At 59.0% G+C, this 17,075-nt stretch carries 13 protein-coding genes; 8 read left to right on the top strand and 5 right to left on the bottom strand.

Annotated features, from left to right (window positions below; translation table 11 throughout):
* The first annotated feature begins 39 nt into the window (after positions 1–39).
* The 4 genes from ACNYC6_RS03880 to ACNYC6_RS03865 all read left to right on the top strand — a co-directional run bounded on the left by ACNYC6_RS03880 (position 40) and on the right by ACNYC6_RS03865 (position 4,172).
* A complete protein-coding gene (locus ACNYC6_RS03880; RefSeq protein ID WP_007986363.1) occupies positions 40–276 on the top strand; it encodes a DUF1653 domain-containing protein in 237 nt (78 codons plus the stop codon).
* 114 nt (positions 277–390) lie between these two features.
* Positions 391–3,018: a type I DNA topoisomerase gene (topA, locus tag ACNYC6_RS03875; protein ID WP_419711165.1), complete on the top strand. Its 2,628-nt coding sequence runs from the start codon at positions 391–393 to the stop codon at positions 3,016–3,018.
* Between the two features lie 242 nt (positions 3,019–3,260).
* Positions 3,261–3,785, top strand: a complete 525-nt coding sequence (locus ACNYC6_RS03870) for a DUF6586 family protein (RefSeq protein ID WP_419711164.1) — start codon at positions 3,261–3,263, stop codon at positions 3,783–3,785.
* A gap of 153 nt (positions 3,786–3,938) precedes the next feature.
* Positions 3,939–4,172 (top strand): hypothetical protein, encoded by a 234-nt coding sequence (locus ACNYC6_RS03865; protein ID WP_046041430.1) that lies wholly within the window; start codon positions 3,939–3,941, stop codon positions 4,170–4,172.
* 84 nt (positions 4,173–4,256) lie between these two features.
* Here ACNYC6_RS03865 and sulA read toward each other — a convergent pair whose 3' ends face one another.
* Both sulA and lexA read right to left on the bottom strand, forming a co-directional pair.
* The gene (gene sulA, locus ACNYC6_RS03860) at positions 4,257–4,733 is read right to left on the bottom strand and encodes an SOS-induced cell division inhibitor SulA (RefSeq protein WP_419711163.1); all 477 of its coding nucleotides are present in this window, start codon (positions 4,731–4,733) and stop codon (positions 4,257–4,259) included.
* A 10-nt stretch (positions 4,734–4,743) separates the two neighbouring features.
* The gene (lexA, locus tag ACNYC6_RS03855) at positions 4,744–5,352 is read right to left on the bottom strand and encodes a transcriptional repressor LexA (RefSeq protein ID WP_419711162.1); all 609 of its coding nucleotides are present in this window, start codon (positions 5,350–5,352) and stop codon (positions 4,744–4,746) included.
* A gap of 229 nt (positions 5,353–5,581) precedes the next feature.
* On the opposite strand from lexA, the gene ACNYC6_RS03850 reads away from it, so the two are divergent.
* From ACNYC6_RS03850 to ACNYC6_RS03840, 3 genes are all read left to right on the top strand, one after another.
* Complete coding sequence (locus tag ACNYC6_RS03850; protein WP_419711161.1) at positions 5,582–6,289, top strand: TetR family transcriptional regulator; 708 nt, start codon at positions 5,582–5,584, stop codon at positions 6,287–6,289.
* A gap of 158 nt (positions 6,290–6,447) precedes the next feature.
* A complete protein-coding gene (gene nagZ, locus ACNYC6_RS03845) occupies positions 6,448–7,458 on the top strand; it encodes a beta-N-acetylhexosaminidase (protein ID WP_419711160.1) in 1,011 nt (336 codons plus the stop codon).
* A gap of 12 nt (positions 7,459–7,470) precedes the next feature.
* Complete coding sequence (locus tag ACNYC6_RS03840; RefSeq protein ID WP_419711159.1) at positions 7,471–8,208, top strand: S-methyl-5'-thioinosine phosphorylase; 738 nt, start codon at positions 7,471–7,473, stop codon at positions 8,206–8,208.
* A gap of 115 nt (positions 8,209–8,323) precedes the next feature.
* Here the strand turns inward: ACNYC6_RS03840 and ACNYC6_RS03835 are convergent, their stop codons facing one another.
* From ACNYC6_RS03835 to mfd, 3 genes are read right to left on the bottom strand one after another with little or no spacing between them, the layout of a single operon-like run.
* On the bottom strand, positions 8,324–11,017 hold the full coding sequence (locus tag ACNYC6_RS03835) for an SNF2-related protein (RefSeq protein ID WP_419711158.1): 2,694 nt from the start codon (positions 11,015–11,017) through the stop codon (positions 8,324–8,326).
* A gap of 11 nt (positions 11,018–11,028) precedes the next feature.
* Positions 11,029–11,607, bottom strand: a complete 579-nt coding sequence (locus ACNYC6_RS03830) for a CsiV family protein (RefSeq protein WP_419711157.1) — start codon at positions 11,605–11,607, stop codon at positions 11,029–11,031.
* Positions 11,608–11,617: 10 nt separating this feature from the next.
* On the bottom strand, positions 11,618–15,067 hold the full coding sequence (gene mfd, locus ACNYC6_RS03825; RefSeq protein ID WP_419711156.1) for a transcription-repair coupling factor: 3,450 nt from the start codon (positions 15,065–15,067) through the stop codon (positions 11,618–11,620).
* 363 nt (positions 15,068–15,430) lie between these two features.
* Here mfd and ACNYC6_RS03820 point away from each other — a divergent pair, with 363 nt between their 5' ends.
* Entirely contained in the window at positions 15,431–16,894 is a 1,464-nt protein-coding gene (locus tag ACNYC6_RS03820) for a glyceraldehyde-3-phosphate dehydrogenase (protein ID WP_419711155.1), read from the top strand.
* Positions 16,895–17,075: the final 181 nt, after the last annotated feature.

Raw genomic sequence — 17,075 nt, 5'->3', positions numbered from 1 at the left:
TTGTTTTTATTTTGAAAAAATTTGAGTGAGGGCCAAAGCATGCCGATACAACCTGGGCTCTACCAACATTACAAAGGTCCGCAGTACCGCGTATTCAGTGTCGCGAGGCATTCGGAAACCGAGGAAGAAGTGGTCTTCTACCAAGCCCTGTATGGCGATTACGGCTTTTGGGTGCGTCCCTTGAGCATGTTCCTGGAGTCTGTTGAGGTTGACGGCGAACAGGTGCCACGCTTTGCTTTGGTGCAGGCCGAAGAGAGCCTTTTTACCAAGCCATAAGCGGAGTTCGCGCAAGACCCTGCGCTTGACCTCATCTTGTAGCCACTATATATAGCGGTGCCGCGTCAGGCGCCAACCGCCTTTCACTTCTAGAATTCAGGAATTTTCTGATCCATGGGCAAATCGCTGGTCATTGTGGAATCCCCGGCTAAGGCCAAGACCATCAACAAGTATTTGGGCAACGAATACGTGGTGAAGTCGAGTATCGGCCATATCCGAGACCTGCCCACCAGCGGTTCGGCTAGCGCCAGCAAAGAGCCAGCCGCCAAGCGCGGCAAGGCTGCTGCGGGCGAAGCGCCGGCCTTGTCGCCGAAAGAAAAGGCGCGCAAGCAGCTGGTCGCGCGCATGGGGGTCGATCCGGATCATGGCTGGAAAGCCAAGTACGAGATCCTCCCGGGCAAGGAAAAAGTCATCGAAGAGCTGCGCCGGCTCGCCAAAGATGCTGACACCATCTATCTCGCAACCGACTTGGACCGCGAGGGGGAAGCCATTGCCTGGCACCTGCGCGAAGCCATCGGTGGTGACGACACCCGCTACAAGCGGGTGGTGTTCAACGAAATCACCAAGAAGGCGATTCAGGAAGCTTTCTCGAAACCAGGCGAGCTGGATATCGATCGCGTCAACGCCCAGCAGGCGCGTCGTTTCCTCGACCGCGTCGTGGGATACATGGTTTCGCCGCTGCTGTGGGCCAAGATTGCCCGCGGTCTGTCCGCCGGCCGTGTGCAATCGGTTGCCGTGAAGCTGGTTGTTGAGCGCGAGCGTGAAATCCGCGCGTTCATCCCTGAAGAGTACTGGGAAGTGCACGCCGACCTTGGTACCGCCAAAGGCGCGACCGTGCGTTTCGACGTGGCTCGCGAGAAGGGCGAAGCCTTCAAGCCGCTCAACGAAGCCCAGGCGATGGCCGCGCTGGAGAAGCTCAAGGCTTCCAGCTACAGCATCGTCAAGCGTGAAGACAAACCGACCAGCAGCAAGCCCTCGGCACCGTTCATCACTTCCACCCTGCAACAGGCCGCGAGCAACCGCTTGGGCTTCGGTGTGAAGAAAACCATGATGATGGCCCAGCGTTTGTACGAAGCCGGCTACATCACTTACATGCGTACCGACTCGACCAACCTCTCGGTTGATGCCGTGGCGATGGCGCGCACATATATTGAAGGCGAGTTCGGCAAAAAGTATCTGCCGGAGACCCCGAACGTCTACAGCAGCAAGGAAGGCGCACAAGAGGCTCACGAAGCGATTCGTCCGTCCGACGCCAACACCGAGCCAAGCAAGCTGTCGGGCATGGAGCGTGACGCAGAGCGGCTCTACGAGCTGATCTGGCGCCAGTTCCTCGCTTGCCAGATGCTGCCGGCGCAATACCTGTCGACTACCGTCACTGTCGGTGCCGGCGATTTCGAGCTGCGCGCCAAGGGCCGCATCCTGAAGTTCGACGGTTACACCCGTGTCATGCCGCAAATCGCCAAGCCGGGCGATGACGATGTGCTGCCGGACATGGCCCAGGGCGACGCGATGAAGCTGATCAAGCTTGATCCGACCCAGCACTTCACCAAGCCGCCGGCCCGTTACTCGGAAGCCAGCCTGGTTAAAGAAATGGAAAAACGCGGCATCGGTCGTCCTTCGACCTACGCGGCGATCATTTCGACCATCCAGGATCGCGGCTACGTGGCGCTGCACAATCGTCGTTTCTATTCGGAAAAGATGGGCGACATCGTTACCGAGCGTCTGTCCGAGAGCTTCTCGAACCTGATGGACTACGGCTTCACCGCCGGCATGGAAGAGCATCTCGATGACGTGGCCCAGGGTGAACGCGACTGGAAAAACGTGCTCGACGAGTTCTATGGCGATTTCAAGAAAAAACTCGAAGTAGCTGAAAGCCCGGAAAACGGCATGCGTGCCAACCAGCCGGTAATGACCGATATTCCGTGCACTACTTGCGGCCGTCCAATGCAGATTCGTACCGCATCGACTGGCGTGTTCCTCGGTTGCTCCGGCTACAGCCTGCCACCGAAAGAACGCTGCAAGGCTACGGTCAACCTCGTACCAGGCGATGAAATCGCTGCGGATGACGAGGGCGAGTCGGAATCGCTGGTACTGCGTGGCAAACATCGTTGCCCGATCTGCAGCACGGCGATGGATGCCTACCTGCTCGATGAGAAGCGCAAGTTGCACATCTGCGGCAACAACCCGGATTGCGATGGCTACGAAATCGAAGAGGGTACCTACCGCATCAAGGGCTACGAAGGTCCGAGCCTGGAGTGCGACAAGTGCGGCAGCGAGATGCAACTCAAGACCGGCCGTTTCGGCAAGTTCTTCGGTTGCACCAACGCGACCTGCAAGAACACCCGCAAGCTACTGAAAAGCGGTGACGCGGCGCCGCCGAAGATGGATCCGGTGAAGATGCCTGAGCTGAAATGCGAAAAGGTCAACGACACCTACATCCTGCGTGATGGTGCGTCCGGCCTGTTCCTGGCGGCCAGCCAGTTCCCGAAAAACCGCGAGACCCGTGCGCCGCTGGTCATGGAAATCATCCCGCACAAGGACGAGATCGATCCGAAGTATCACTTCCTCTGTGAAGCACCGAAGAAAGATCCGGACGGCCTCCCTGCCGTGATCCGTTACAGCCGCAAGACCAAAGAGCAATACGTGCAGACCGAAGTCGACGGCAAGCCGACTGGCTGGAAGGCGTATTACGACGGCGGCAAGTGGACCGTTGAAGACAAGCGTCCAGCTGCGAAGGCCTGATTGGCGCTGTAAACGAAAAGGCCGCATCCAATGATGCGGCCTTTTTTTGCGCTTTTTTTACTGTGGGAGCGAGTTTACTTGCGATGCTCATCAACGAAGACGCGGGAAACCTGATACCCCGCGGTGCCTACAGGCTCATCGCGAGCAAGCTCGCTTCTACAGGGGGCTTGCGGTGGACTCGAGTGATCCACGACACTGTCCGACCTGTGTGAAGCAATTATTTCGCTGTGGAGGCTGCCGTCATGGCCCACGAACTCTATACCCGTACCAACCAGAAGATCTATTTCGCCGGCCTGTCGCTGGAAGCGCTCGCCAAGGCTGAAGAGGGGCGGGCGATGAATTCCCTGGCGCTGATTCAGGCTAACCGCGAATCGGCGTTGTTTCATCTGTACGGCGCACTGTTGGGGCTGTGTCACGAAATTGCCGGTTTCTATCGTTTGCCTCAAGCCAATGCGTCCCGGGCTGAATCTCTGCTGACGCGCGAAGTGCTGGACAGCATCGCTATTCCTGAAATGGCCGAGATGGTCGAACTCGCCAACAATCCTGAAACCTGGCTGGCCAAGCTGTTGGCGGCTCATGCGGCGCTGTTTCAGCCACCAAGGGCGCCGCGCAAGCCTAAAGGTGACGTGACACAGCCGTTGATTGTGGCGGTCAACCTGGACGAAGAAGAGGCGCCCCAAGAGCTGAGTCGTGAGGAACTGGAGAGCTGGCGTCAGAACCTTAAAAGCCTGGCGATCCGCTTTCGCGAAGGCTTGAACGAGTGCTGAAATAGGCAGGTTGCAACGGATGGCCTACAAGGCTGTCCGTTCAGGGAAAAGTGTTGTCAGAAATTTCCCTTCGTGATGGCATCTGGTCAAGATCCCGAGCGAAGCCTAGCCGATGCCTATATAATCCCCGCCTTTCGTGGAGAACAAACCTTTATGCCAACGTCCTTTCTAGAAATTGTCGAGTTGCCAGACGGCCGTATCGAGCTGCGTAGGGCTGAGGACGAGGGTTCTCTGGTTACTTTGGATTTCTCCGAGGACGCCAAAGCATTCCTGCAAGGCCAGCACGTCGAAGTCGCCAAAGCGATGTTGAGCGTCGGCGTTCAGATGGCTGGACGTCTGGTTGAAGGTGAATTCGACAAGGAAGAGGGCTCTCGGGTTCTGCATTGATACCCGTCCGTCGAATTTATCCAGTACCGCTCCAGATCGGCTTCTCTATCCTTTGAGAAGCCCTGCGTTGTTCAGCGTGCACCCTTAACCTAATCGAATATTCAGGCTTTGTGCGTCCCCAGTCCGGGCGGCGCTGACTAGTTGTTGCCGTGAAGTAGCGCTCAGTGGATTGAGCCAACTGACGACCGTGTGACTGCGGCCGAGGCGAAGGGCTTCGCAGGTCAATTGCTGGGCACTCTGGGTTCCGCGTGGTTGCAGTATCAGGATGCGTTCGCGATTGAGGCCGGCATCCCGTAACCAGGCCTGAGTCAGGCTGGCAGGTGGGGCGATCAGTGTCAGCCAGCGTGCGTCCTGATCGTCGCTCAACTCCCGGAGGATTGGGGCCAGAAGGTTCAGGCAGTTCCCGGCTGCACCACGCAGAGACAGTTCACTGAAGACCTCGGGTTCGGCGCTCCAGGGCGACTCGACCACTTCCTTCAGAATCGGCGCCATCGGCTGCGCCAGGAATGCCTCGAACAGCAGTGGCAGTTGGGCTTGCTGTGATGTGTGTGGGAACTGCATAAAGCCTCCTTTAGCGGCGAATCACGCCAACGCTCAAGCCTTCGATCACCAGTTCCTGATCTTTAAGGTTCACTTCGATAGGGGCGAAATCCGGGTTTTCTGCAATCAGCCAGACCTTGCTGCCGTCACGCTTGAAGCGCTTGACGGTCACTTCGTCGCCGATTCGCGCAACCACGATCTGGCCATTGCGGGCCTCGCGGGTGGTATGGACGGCCAGAAGGTCACCGTCGAAAATGCCCACATCCTTCATGCTCATGCCGTGCACCCGCAGCAGATAGTCAGCGCGTGGATGGAAGAAGGCAGGATTGATGTTGCAGGACTCTTCGACGTGTTGCTGCGCCAGGATCGGTGCACCGGCCGCCACCCGACCAATGATCGGCAGGCTGGAGTCATCGGCCTTGGCTTCGAAGCCCGGGATGCGAATACCGCGGGACGCGCCCGGGGTCATTTCGATCGCGCCCTTGCGGGCCAGTGCCTTGAGATGTTCTTCCGCCGCGTTGGGCGATTTGAAACCCAGTTCCTGAGCGATTTCCGCACGAGTCGGTGGGTAGCCGTTGTCTTCCAGGCAGCGTTTGATGAAGGCCAGAATCTCGGCTTGGCGTGGCGTCAGCTTTAGCATATCGATCGCTCTGTTTTTTTATACAGTGACTGGGATTATATACAGTGAAGCGGTCTTGGCAATGCCCGTTTTTTTGCCGGCCGCCGGACGGTCGATCAGCCTGCTGATTGAAGCTTTGCAGTTGTATGGTTAAATGACTGACCGACCATTCCCAAAACGAACTGCCAGACTTGACAAGGCACAGGCTGAAACGTATGTTTCAAACAAGTGTTTGTCAGGCGGAGTAGCCATGGCCCAGTCGGAAACCGTTGAACGCATTCTTGATGCTGCCGAGCAATTGTTCGCGGAAAAAGGTTTCGCTGAAACCTCATTGCGTTTGATCACCAGCAAGGCCGGTGTCAATCTGGCGGCGGTGAACTATCACTTCGGTTCGAAGAAGGCGCTGATCCAGGCGGTTTTCTCACGATTCCTCGGGCCATTCTGCATCAGCCTCGATAAAGAGCTGGAGCGGCGCCAGGCCAAGCCTGAAATCAAGCCCACCCTCGAAGAACTACTCGAAATCCTCGTCGAGCAAGCGCTGGTGGTACAACCGCGCAGCGGTAACGATCTGTCTATCTTCATGCGTTTGCTGGGGCTGGCCTTCAGTCAGAGCCAGGGGCACTTGCGTCGTTATCTGGAAGACATGTACGGCAAGGTGTTCCGTCGCTACATGATGCTGGTCAACGAAGCCGCACCGCGTATTCCTCCAATCGAATTGTTCTGGCGTGTGCACTTCATGCTCGGTGCGGCGGCGTTCAGCATGTCCGGCATCAAGGCGCTGCGTGCGATTGCCGAGACAGACTTCGGGGTAAACACCTCCATCGAGCAGGTCATGCGCCTGATGGTGCCGTTCCTCGCGGCCGGCATGCGTGCAGAGACCGGTGTCACCGAAGCGGCCATGGCCGCCGCGCAGTTGCGTCCACGTAGCAAATCGACACCGGTTGCCGCCAAGGTTTGACCGCGCACGGGTGGGCGCGGCAGCTTACATCCGCTAAGCTAGCCGCCCATGCCGACTCTCGTTTTCAATCCGCTCCCAATTTATATCGCCGACCTGCCGGGCACAGCCCTTGGCGGCGTATCGGCGCGAGCCGGATTTATCGTTATCAAGGAATCTCTATGACTGCTGGCCTGCAAGGCTCGTTGATGGTGGACGTCGCCGGTACCTGGCTGACGGCCGAAGATCGCCAACTGTTGCGCCAACCCGAAGTGGGCGGCCTGATCATTTTCGCTCGCAATATCGAACACCCGCGGCAGGTCCGCGAGTTGAGCGCATCGATACGCGCCATTCGCCCCGATCTGCTGTTGGCGGTGGACCAGGAAGGCGGGCGGGTTCAGCGCCTGCGTCAGGGTTTTGTCCGGTTGCCGGCCATGCGTGCGATCGCCGACAATCCCAATGCCGAATATCTGGCTGAGCAGTGTGGCTGGATCATGGCCACCGAAGTACTGGCTGTTGGCCTGGACCTGAGCTTCGCCCCGGTCCTTGATCTCGATTACCAGCGCAGCGCCGTGGTCGGCACCCGTTCGTTCGAAGGTAATCCTGAGCGGGCAGCACTGCTCGCCGGTGCCTTCATCCGCGGCATGAACAACGCCGGCATGGCCGCCACCGGCAAGCATTTCCCCGGTCACGGCTGGGCCGAGGCGGACTCCCATGTGGCGATCCCGAACGACGAGCGCAGCCTCGACGAGATTCGCGCCAACGACCTGGTGCCGTTCGCCAGACTCAGCAAGCAACTGGCCGCCGTCATGCCGGCTCACGTTATCTACCCGCAAGTTGATTCCCAGCCTGCCGGTTTCTCCCGGCGCTGGTTGCAGGACATCCTGCGTGGCGAATTGCAGTTCGACGGGGTGATTTTCAGCGACGACCTGTCCATGGCCGGCGCCCATGTGGTCGGCGATGCCGCCAGCCGTATCGAAGCGGCCTTGACCGCCGGTTGTGACATGGGCCTGGTGTGCAACGATCGCGCAGCTGCCGAGCTCGCCCTGAGCGCCGCCCAGCGTCTGAAGGTCAAGCCGTCCGCGCGAATCGCGCGGATGCGCGGTCAGTCGTTCGCATCCACCGAATACCGTCAGGATCCGCGCTGGCTGGCAGCCGTCGGCGCGCTCAAAGAAGCTCAATTGATTGATTAAGGGCTGTTCACTATGACGGTTTACGCGATTATCGGTGGTACCGGCCTGACTCAGCTCGAGGGGCTCGGCATTCGTCAGTCATTGGCGGTCGACACCCCTTACGGCGCGCCTTCGGCCGACGTACAGATCGGCGAGTATTCCGGCAAGGAAGTGCTGTTCCTCGCGCGCCACGGTCATCCGCACCGCTTCGCGCCGCATCAGGTGAATTACCGCGCCAACCTCTGGGCGCTGAAGCAGGCCGGCGCTGAAGCCATTCTCGCAGTCAATGCCGTGGGTGGTATTCATGCGGCGATGGGCACCGGGCATTTCTGCGTGCCGCATCAGTTGATCGACTACACCAGCGGTCGTCAGCACACCTATTTCGCCGATGACCTGGAGCAGGTGACGCATATTGATTTTAGCTATCCGTACAGCGAGCCTCTGCGTCAGCAATTGATTGCGGCACTGTCGGCTGAAGGCGTGGGTTACAGCAGTCATGGCGTGTATGCCTGCACCCAGGGCCCGCGCCTGGAAACCGTGGCCGAAATCGCGCGCCTGGAGCGCGACGGTTGCGACATCGTCGGCATGACCGGAATGCCGGAAGCGGCATTGGCCCGTGAGCTGGAACTGGACTACGCCTGTCTGGCGCTGGTGGTGAACCCGGCGGCGGGCAAGTCGACGGCAGTGATTACTATGGCCGAGATCGAGCAGGCGTTGCATGACGGGATGGGTAAGGTGAAGTCGACGCTGGCACGGGTGCTCAAGGGCTAAGCCTGGCTATAGATTGAGTTGGATTCATCGCGAGCAGGCTCGCTCCCACAGGATTAGTGAATGCCTTGTGGGAGCAAGCCTGCTCGCGATGGCGATCTATCAGGCGCTGCACATCTCAGCGCTTCTCCAACTTATCCGGCAACGGCGCAAACAGCGCCTCGATATCATCATTCTGCAGCTTCCAGTCCCCAGCTTGACGCCCATCCAGCACACCTGCCGCAAGGTCGGATTTTTCCTTCTGCAAGTGCTGAATCTTCTCTTCCACCGTGCCACGCGCAATCAGTTTGTAGACGAACACCGGCTTCTCCTGGCCAATGCGATAAGCGCGGTCGGTTGCCTGATTTTCCGTCGCCGGGTTCCACCACGGGTCGTAATGAATCACCGTGTCTGCTTCCGTCAGGTTCAGGCCGACGCCACCGGCCTTCAGGCTGATGAGAAAAATCTGACGTTTGCCGCTCTGGAAATCTTTCACGGGCGTACGACGGTCGCGGGTCTGTCCGGTCAGCAGCGCATAGGCCACGCCGCGTTTTTTCAGTTCGTCCTCGATCAATGCCAACATCGACGTGAATTGCGAGAACAGCAGGATTCGTCGGCCTTCTTCGAACAACTCTTCGAGCATTTCCATCAGGCTATCGAGCTTGCCCGAGGTGCTACCGCGAGCCGGCAGGGTGGCATCATTCACCAGGCGCAGATCGCAGCACACCTGACGCAGTTTCAGCAGGGCTTCAAGAATGATTATCTGGCTGCGGGCCACGCCTTTGCGGGTGATCTCGTCGCGGACTTTCTTGTCCATGGCCAGGCGCATGGTTTCGTACACGTCACGCTGGGCTTCGTTGAGTTCGACCCAGTGGATGATTTCGGTTTTCGGCGGCAATTCGGTGGCCACCTGTTCCTTGGTCCGGCGTAGCAGGAAAGGTTTGATCCGACCGTTAAGGTGTTGAAGTCTTACTTCGCTGGTGCGCTTTTCAATCGGCACGCGGTAATCGCGGTTGAAGCTTTTCACGTCGCCGAGCCAACCCGGGAGCAAGAAGTGAAACAGCGACCACAGTTCGCCCAAGTGGTTTTCCAAAGGCGTGCCGCTCAGGCACAAGCGCTGGCGGGCGTTCAGCTCGCGGGCGGCCTGCGCGGCTTTGCTGTTCGGATTCTTGATGTACTGCGCTTCATCCAGTACCAGAACGTGCAACGGCTGCGCAGCCAGGCGCTCGACATCCTTGGGCAGCAGCGCGTAAGTGGTCAGGATCAGGTCGTAATCGGCGAGGTTATCGAAATGTTTTTTGCGGCTGGCACCGTACAGCGCCAGTACTTTTAATTGCGGTGTGAAATGCGCCGCTTCGTCGAGCCAGTTGGGAATCAGGCTGGTCGGCATTACCACCATGCAGGGGCGGTCGAGGCGGCCGGCGATTTTCTCTGTGAGCACATGCGCCAGGGTTTGCAGGGTTTTGCCCAGGCCCATGTCGTCTGCGAGAATCCCGCCAACCTCCAGTTGCCGCAGCGATTGCATCCAGCTCAAACCTTCAAGCTGATACGGGCGTAACGTTGCGTTCAGGCCTTCGGGCGCGGTGGCGGTGTAGTCCTTGATGTCACGCAGGCGTTGGGCAAAGGTGCGGATCTGCTCGCCACCCTCCCAAAGCAGTGGCAAGTCTTCCAGCGGATTCAGGCGCGTGGCGTCGGCCTTGCTCAGGCGTAAGGTGGTCTCGCCGGGGCCCTGCAGATAGAACTCGCCAAGGGTCGCCAGTACCGGCTTCAAACGACCGAAGGGCAGGGCGACTTGCAACGGGCCGTACTCGGAGTTCGGACGGTTTGGGATGTTGACCAGGATCAGTTCGTCGTCGCGACGTCGGGCCAGTCGCTCCGGGTTGAGAATTTCGGTGTGCGAGCGCATCAGGTTCAGCAGGATGGGCAACAGGCTTAGCCGCTCGCCGTTGACGATGATCCCCAGTTCCAGGTCGAACCAGTCACGTTCCGGCGCCTGTTCGACCGTGGCGTACCAGTCGTCCACCGCCGTCAGGTCGAAACCGAAATCCTCGTTGATCTGCAATTCCCAGCCCTGGGTGCGCAGCTTCGGCAGTTCGTTGAGGGTGAAGGTCAGCCAGGCGCTGTCATTGACCATCTCGAACAGTTCGCCAGCGCTTTCCGGCAAAGCCTTGCTTTGGCGGGTGGCGATCTTGAAACCGAGAATCCGCAGTTGTTCCCGGTAGGACTGTTCCACTTCCGGATGGCGTTTTATCCGTAACGTCTGTTTTTCCTGGCGGATCAGGATGTCAGTGTTTTTCTGTCCGCAAACGTACTCATCCAGATAACTGAAGGACAGCGCCGCGCGATGCTGGATGTAACGCTGCATCCGCCCGTTGCGCGGTTCGAAAGCACTGAATTCGATGCTCGCCAGCCACAGGCGTGGTACCGGTTGCACGTTATCCACCAGCACTTGTGGCAGAGCTTTCGGGCTGCGGTTTTCCAGTACGGCCTGGAGTTTTTCCAGCAGTTCGGCGTCTTTGGCGGCAGCGGGGTAGTTAAGGGTTTCCTGCACTTGCAGCAGCACCGCCGCGCAATGTTTGCAGTTGCTGTGGACAGGGCAGGAGCATGTCGCATCGACCATCAGCAAAGTGCCTTTGGCTGACTCGCGCAGGCGAATGGTCTGACGGTAAACGTTACCGCCAGAGCCTTCGCAAGCGGCGATGATCGTAGCGTCGCCGGCCTCGACGATCCTGACGCGATTTTCCAGTGCGTAGCGGCGGCCACGCTCCAGGCTCTGTTCCTTGAATCGGCTGACCCAGGAAGGTGCCAGGGGTTTGCTCAGGGTCGCGGACATGGAGGCTTCGATCAGTCTGGAACCACTTCAGGGGCTTCCCGGGGAGCGGGCGCCGTCAATGAAGTGATCTTGATCAGCAGGCCGAGATGGCCGGCGTCGAGGAAGTTCAGTTGACCGTTTTTGGTATGGCTTTCCTGTTTCAGGCGTTCGCTGGCGGTCACGAGGCCATCGGAGTTGAACTGGTTGACCCAGAATTCGGCGTCAACGTCGGTGAAGCGTCCAAGTTTGACATTGAGGGTGCCTTCAATTGGAAACTGGCCGAACTGTTCCTTGCCGTCGCTGATCGCGACTTTGGTGGCTTCCTCGCCAAGGTTCTGTTGCCAGGCCTTGTGCAGCAACACGGTGTAGTCGTTGCTGGCGGTGAGCTTTTCCACTTCAGGGTTCATGCTCGGCGTGCGAAAACTGTCCGTGTTGATGCGTTGGGCGCCGGCATCCCAGTCTTCCGGCGCTGCGCGGCTGTCAATCGCCGGCACGGCGTTCTGCCGCACCAGAATCATTTCAATTTGGTACAGATCGTCGGCAAACGCCGTGGGTGCGACCAGCGCTGTGATTAACGTTGTCAGCAAGGTCAGTGAGCGAAACAGGCGCATGCGGCGTCCTTCAAGCAGTTTTCGGGATGAGGCGCTCGAACAGCGCCTCTACAGTATTAAAGCGCTCTTCCGGGCGTTCCATCGGGACCTGGAATTTAAACATCGTCGCGCCTTCGAATTTGTAGCGTTTAGGCTGGCTCTGGATCAATTTGATCAGCGTCAGCGGGTCGACCGGGGTTTGCGTCGCGAACTCGATTCGCCCGCCCTGCGGACCGCCATCGACTTTCTTGATGCCCAGCAACTCGGCCTGCAACTTCAGGGCGGTGATGCGCATCAGGTTCTTGGTCGGCTCCGGCAGCAGGCCGAAACGATCGATCATTTCCACCTGCAAATCCTTGAGGCCTTCTTCATCGGTGGCCGAGGCGATGCGCTTGTAGAGAATCAGGCGGGCGTGAACATCCGGCAGATAGTCTTCGGGAATCAGCGCCGGTACGCGCAAGTTGACTTCGGGTCCGCCGCCCAGCGGTTGATCGAGGTTCGGCTGTTCGCCCTTGCGGATCGATTTCACTGCGCGTTCGAGCATTTCCATGTACAGCGTGAAACCGACCGCCTGAATCTGCCCGCTCTGACCATCGCCAAGCAGTTCGCCGGCGCCGCGGATTTCCAGGTCGTTGGTGGCGAGCACGAAGCCCGCGCCGAGGTCCTGGGTGTTGGCAATCGCTTCCAGGCGCTTTTCCGCGTCCGTGGTAATTTGCTGGCGCGGTGGCGTCAGCAGATAGGCATAAGCCTGGTGGTGACTGCGTCCGACCCGGCCGCGCAACTGGTGCAGCTGTGCCAGGCCGAATTTGTCGGCGCGCTCGATGATGATGGTGTTGGCGCTCGGCACGTCGATGCCGGTCTCGATGATGGTCGAGGCGATCAGCACGTTGAAGCGCTTGTGGTAGAAGTCGCTCATCACCTGTTCGAGTTCGCGCTCGCGCATCTGTCCGTGGCCGATGCCGATTCGCGCTTCCGGCACCAGTTCGGCGAGGTCGGCGGCGCATTTTTCGATGGTCTTCACGTCGTTGTGCAGGTAGTAGACCTGACCGCCACGCAGCAGCTCACGCAGCAGGGCTTCTTTGACCGTGCTCTTGTTCTGCTCCATGACGAAGGTGCGCACCGACAGGCGACGGGCCGGCGGCGTGGCGATGATCGACAGATCGCGCATGCCCGACACTGCCATGTTCAGCGTGCGCGGGATCGGCGTAGCGGTCAGCGTGAGAATGTCGACTTCACTGCGCAGCGCCTTGAGCTGTTCTTTCTGGCGCACACCGAAACGGTGTTCTTCGTCGATGATGACGAGGCCGAGGTTTTTGATTTTTACGTCGTCCTGCAGCAGCTTGTGCGTGCCGATGACGATGTCGATCTTGCCTTCGGCCAGGTCCGCGACCGCCGCGTTGACTTCCTTGGCCGATTTGAAGCGGCTCATCACTTCCACGGTCACCGGCCAATCGGCGAAGCGGTCGCGGAAGCTGTTGTAGTGCTGCTGGGCGAGTAGGGTGGTCGGCACCAGTATCGCCACTTGGCGACCACCGTGAACCGCGATGAACGCCGCGCGCATGGCCACTTCGGTCTTGCCGAAACCCACGTCACCACACACCAGTCGATCCATCGGTTTGGGTGCGAGCATGTCTTCGCGCACGGCTTCGATGGTGGTTTGCTGGTCGGGGGTTTCTTCGAACGGGAAGCCGGCGCTGAACGTGGCGTAGTCGGCTTTCGGGTCGGCGAAGGCATAACCTTCGCGGGCAGCGCGGCGGGCATAGATGTCGAGCAATTCGGCGGCGACGTCGCGCACCTGTTCGGCAGCTTTGCGCTTGGCTTTCTGCCAGGTCTCGGAGCCGAGGCGGTGCAGCGGGGCCAGTGCGTCGTCGCTGCCGGTGTAGCGTGCGATCAAATGCAGGTTGGCCACCGGCACGTAGAGCTTGGCACCCTCGGCATATTCCAGGGCGAGGAATTCGGCGGTCTGGCTGTCGATTTCCAGCGTTGCGAGGCCCAGATAACGACCGACACCGTGGTCGATATGCACCACTGGCGCGCCTTCGCGCAGTTCGGTGAGGTTCTTGATGACCGCATCGTTGTTGGCGTCGGCGCGTTTCTCGCGACGACGGCGTTGCATCACCCGTTGACCGAATAGCGGGCTTTCGGCAACCAGCGCCAGGGCTGGGTCGTCCAGCAGCAATCCTTCATCCAGTGGCGCGATGGTGATTGCCAGGCGCTCTTTGCCGGCAACGAAATCCGGCCAGCTGTCGACGGTCTTCGGTCGCAGCTTCAAGCGTTCCAACAACTCCAGCAGCACTTCGCGACGGCCTGCGGACTCAGCAGTAAACAACACGCGACCGGGGAACTGGTCGAGGAATTCCGCCAGCGCCGCCAACGGCTGCGTGGCCTTGGCTTCAATCGCCAGGTTTGGCAGTTCACGAGCCGGGAAGCGCTCGCGACCACCACCACTTTCTACATCCTGTTGACTGGCGACCACGCGCGGCCAGTTCTTCAGGCGTGCGAAGCAGTCTTCCACCGGCAGGAACAGTTCGGCGGGTGGTAATAAAGGACGGGACGGATCGACGCGACGCTCTTCGTAGCGATTGCGCACGTCGTTCCAGAAGTTTTCCGCCGCCTGTTCGATGCCCGGCAGGGAAAACACTTGCGTGTCCTGGGGCAGGTAATCGAACAGCGTGGAGGTTTCCTCGAAGAACAGCGGCAGGTAGTACTCGATACCGGCCGGGGTAATCCCGCTGCTCAAATCCTGGAAAATCGGACAGCGGCGGAAATCCACATCGAAGCGCTCGCGGAATCGCGCCTTGAAGCGAGTGACTGCTTCTTTTTGCAGCGGGAACTCCTTGGCCGGCAACAACTTGACTGAATCGACCTTGTCGATGGAGCGCTGGTTTTCCGGGTCGAAGGTGCGCAGGGTTTCGATTTCGTCGTCGAACAGGTCGATGCGATAGGGCAGCTTGCTGCCCATCGGGAACAAATCGATCAGCGAACCGCGCACGGTGAACTCGCCGTGTTCGTACACGGTATCGACATAGCGATAACCGGTGGCTTCGAGTCGGGTGCGCATTTGCTCGACGTCGAGCTTCTGGCCGACATCCAGCACGAGGCTGCTGCCGAGCAGGAATTTGGTCGGCGCCAGACGATGCAGGGCGGTGGTGATCGGCACCACCAGCACACCATGGCTCAATTCCGGCAGCCGATACAGGCTCGCGATGCGCTGGGAAATGATGTCCTGGTGCGGCGAAAACAGATCGTAGGGCAGGGTTTCCCAGTCGGGGAAATGCAGCACCGGCAAGTCCGGGGCGAAGAAACTCAGCTCCTGTTCCAGTCGTTCGGCACTTTGGCTGTCGGCTGTAAGCAGCAGGGTAAAGCGCTTGGCAGCGCTGGCGGCCTCGGCGATGGCGAGGCTAAGGGCGGCACCGGGCAGATTGCCCCAATGCTGTTTACCTGCCGCGGCAGGGAGATGCGGTAGACGCAGAACAGGCACGGAAGGTTGAGCTCCAAGCGTTGCGACAAAGTCGGTAATTGTAGCGGCCCCGGGTGCCGCCTGTCAGTTGCAGACTGCGTCTATTACGCAGGTTTGGCGAAATGTAGTGGTAAAGACAAAAAACCGCGGTTTTTTACGGATAAATACTGAATATGTAGTGGTAAAAACAGCAGGTGTTACGGAGGGTTACGGACAAGGTGGCGTTGTCTCCAAAAAATTGACTGTGCTGGAAGCCCCGGTTTTATTGGGCTTTAGCGCAGCGTAAATTTTTTGAACGGGAATTTGTTACGGATCGCACGACAGGCGCGCATTGCTACAAGAGGAATGGGGCGGCATAATGTAGCCCCTTTTTTCTGCCCCTACATGTGGAAGGTTCCCGTGACTCAGAAGCCCGACCAGTGTCTTGGTGAATGGATCGACCGTGAAGCACTCGCAGAAGCGATGATTCCGCTTATCGGTCAGCTCTACCGCAATAACAACGTGGTGAGCTCGATCTATGGCCGCAGCCTGATCAATCGTTCAGTCATTGCGATTCTCAAAGCTCACCGCTTTGCTCGTCACCGTCAGTCCGACGAAAGCGAGCTGTCCGTCCACGAAACATTCCCGCTGATCAAGGCGATGAGCGAACTCAAGCTCGGCGCCGCTTCGGTGGACCTGGGCAAGCTGGCGGCCAAATTCAAGGCCGAAGGCAATGGCCGTACTGCCGAGCAGTTCGTCCGTGAAGAACTGGCCGACGTGGTTGGCCAACAGAACGCTTCCGGCCGCAAAGGCACCGACGTTGTCCTCTACGGCTTCGGTCGTATCGGCCGTCTGCTGGCGCGCATCCTGATCGAGAAAACCGGTGGCGGCGACGGCCTGCGTCTGCGCGCCATCGTCGTCCGCAAGGGCGCCGAGAACGATCTGGTCAAGCGTGCCAGCCTGCTGCGCCGCGACTCGGTTCATGGTCCGTTCGATGGCACCATCACCATTGATGAAGCCAACAACACCATCACCGCCAACGGCAACCTGATCCAGGTGATCTACGCCAAGAGCCCGACTGAAGTCGACTATACCCAGTACGGCATCGAAAACGCTCTGATCGTCGACAACACCGGTGTATGGCGTGACGCCGACGGCCTGGGCCAGCACCTGGCCTGCCCGGGCGCTGCCCGCGTGATCCTCACCGCACCTGGCAAGGGTGCGCTGAAGAACATCGTGCACGGCATCAACCATGCCGACATCACCCCTGACGACAAGATCATCTCGGCGGCTTCCTGCACCACCAACGCCATCGTGCCGGTGCTCAAGGCAGTCAACGACAAGTACGGCATCGTCAACGGCCACGTCGAAACCGTTCACTCGTTCACCAACGACCAGAACCTGATCGACAACTTCCACAAGGGCAGCCGTCGTGGCCGCGCCGCGCCGTTGAACATGGTCATCACCGAGACCGGTGCCGCCACCGCAGCCGCCAAGGCACTGCCAGTGCTCAAGGGCAAGCTGACCGGTAACGCGATTCGTGTTCCTACACCGAACGTGTCGATGGCCATCCTGAACCTGAACCTGGAAAAGGCCACCACTCGCGAAGAGATCAATGAGTACCTGCGCCAGATGGCCATGCACTCGGATCTGCACAAGCAGATCGACTATGTGAGCTCCCAGGAAGTGGTTTCCACCGACTTCGTTGGCTCGCGCCACGCAGGCGTTGTGGACGCTGAAGCGACCATCACCCAAGACAACCGCGTTGTTCTGTACGTTTGGTACGACAACGAATTCGGTTACAGCTGCCAGGTGGTTCGCGTGATGGAAGACATGGCCGGTGTAAACCCGCCAGCATTCCCGCGCTAAGCCTTAGCTGAAAATGAAAACGCCCCGACTTTGGTCGGGGCGTTTTTGTTTGTGGGCGACTTATATCGTTTTAGTATTTCTGGTTGAAAGTTAATAATTATCTAAATTTCGTGACAAAGTTCATTTAATTCTAAAAAATAAAAACCCTGAATAAAAATAATAAGTTGTCGATGGATTGGAG

Source organism: Pseudomonas sp. NFX224, from assembly GCF_048565165.1.
GTDB lineage: Bacteria > Pseudomonadota > Gammaproteobacteria > Pseudomonadales > Pseudomonadaceae > Aquipseudomonas.
This window is presented reverse-complemented; position numbering and strand designations above follow the sequence as displayed.

What these genes read in the sequence shown, in the direction of transcription:
- ACNYC6_RS03880 (WP_007986363.1), top strand. Translation starts at nt 40, where the DNA reads ATGCCGATACAACCTGGGCTCTACCAACATTACAAAGGTCCGCAGTAC.
- topA (WP_419711165.1), top strand. Translation starts at nt 391, where the DNA reads ATGGGCAAATCGCTGGTCATTGTGGAATCCCCGGCTAAGGCCAAGACC.
- ACNYC6_RS03870 (WP_419711164.1), top strand. Translation starts at nt 3,261, where the DNA reads ATGGCCCACGAACTCTATACCCGTACCAACCAGAAGATCTATTTCGCC.
- ACNYC6_RS03865 (WP_046041430.1), top strand. Translation starts at nt 3,939, where the DNA reads ATGCCAACGTCCTTTCTAGAAATTGTCGAGTTGCCAGACGGCCGTATC.
- sulA (WP_419711163.1), bottom strand. Translation starts at nt 4,733, where the DNA reads ATGCAGTTCCCACACACATCACAGCAAGCCCAACTGCCACTGCTGTTC.
- lexA (WP_419711162.1), bottom strand. Translation starts at nt 5,352, where the DNA reads ATGCTAAAGCTGACGCCACGCCAAGCCGAGATTCTGGCCTTCATCAAA.
- ACNYC6_RS03850 (WP_419711161.1), top strand. Translation starts at nt 5,582, where the DNA reads ATGGCCCAGTCGGAAACCGTTGAACGCATTCTTGATGCTGCCGAGCAA.
- nagZ (WP_419711160.1), top strand. Translation starts at nt 6,448, where the DNA reads ATGACTGCTGGCCTGCAAGGCTCGTTGATGGTGGACGTCGCCGGTACC.
- ACNYC6_RS03840 (WP_419711159.1), top strand. Translation starts at nt 7,471, where the DNA reads ATGACGGTTTACGCGATTATCGGTGGTACCGGCCTGACTCAGCTCGAG.
- ACNYC6_RS03835 (WP_419711158.1), bottom strand. Translation starts at nt 11,017, where the DNA reads ATGTCCGCGACCCTGAGCAAACCCCTGGCACCTTCCTGGGTCAGCCGA.
- ACNYC6_RS03830 (WP_419711157.1), bottom strand. Translation starts at nt 11,607, where the DNA reads ATGCGCCTGTTTCGCTCACTGACCTTGCTGACAACGTTAATCACAGCG.
- ACNYC6_RS03820 (WP_419711155.1), top strand. Translation starts at nt 15,431, where the DNA reads ATGTGGAAGGTTCCCGTGACTCAGAAGCCCGACCAGTGTCTTGGTGAA.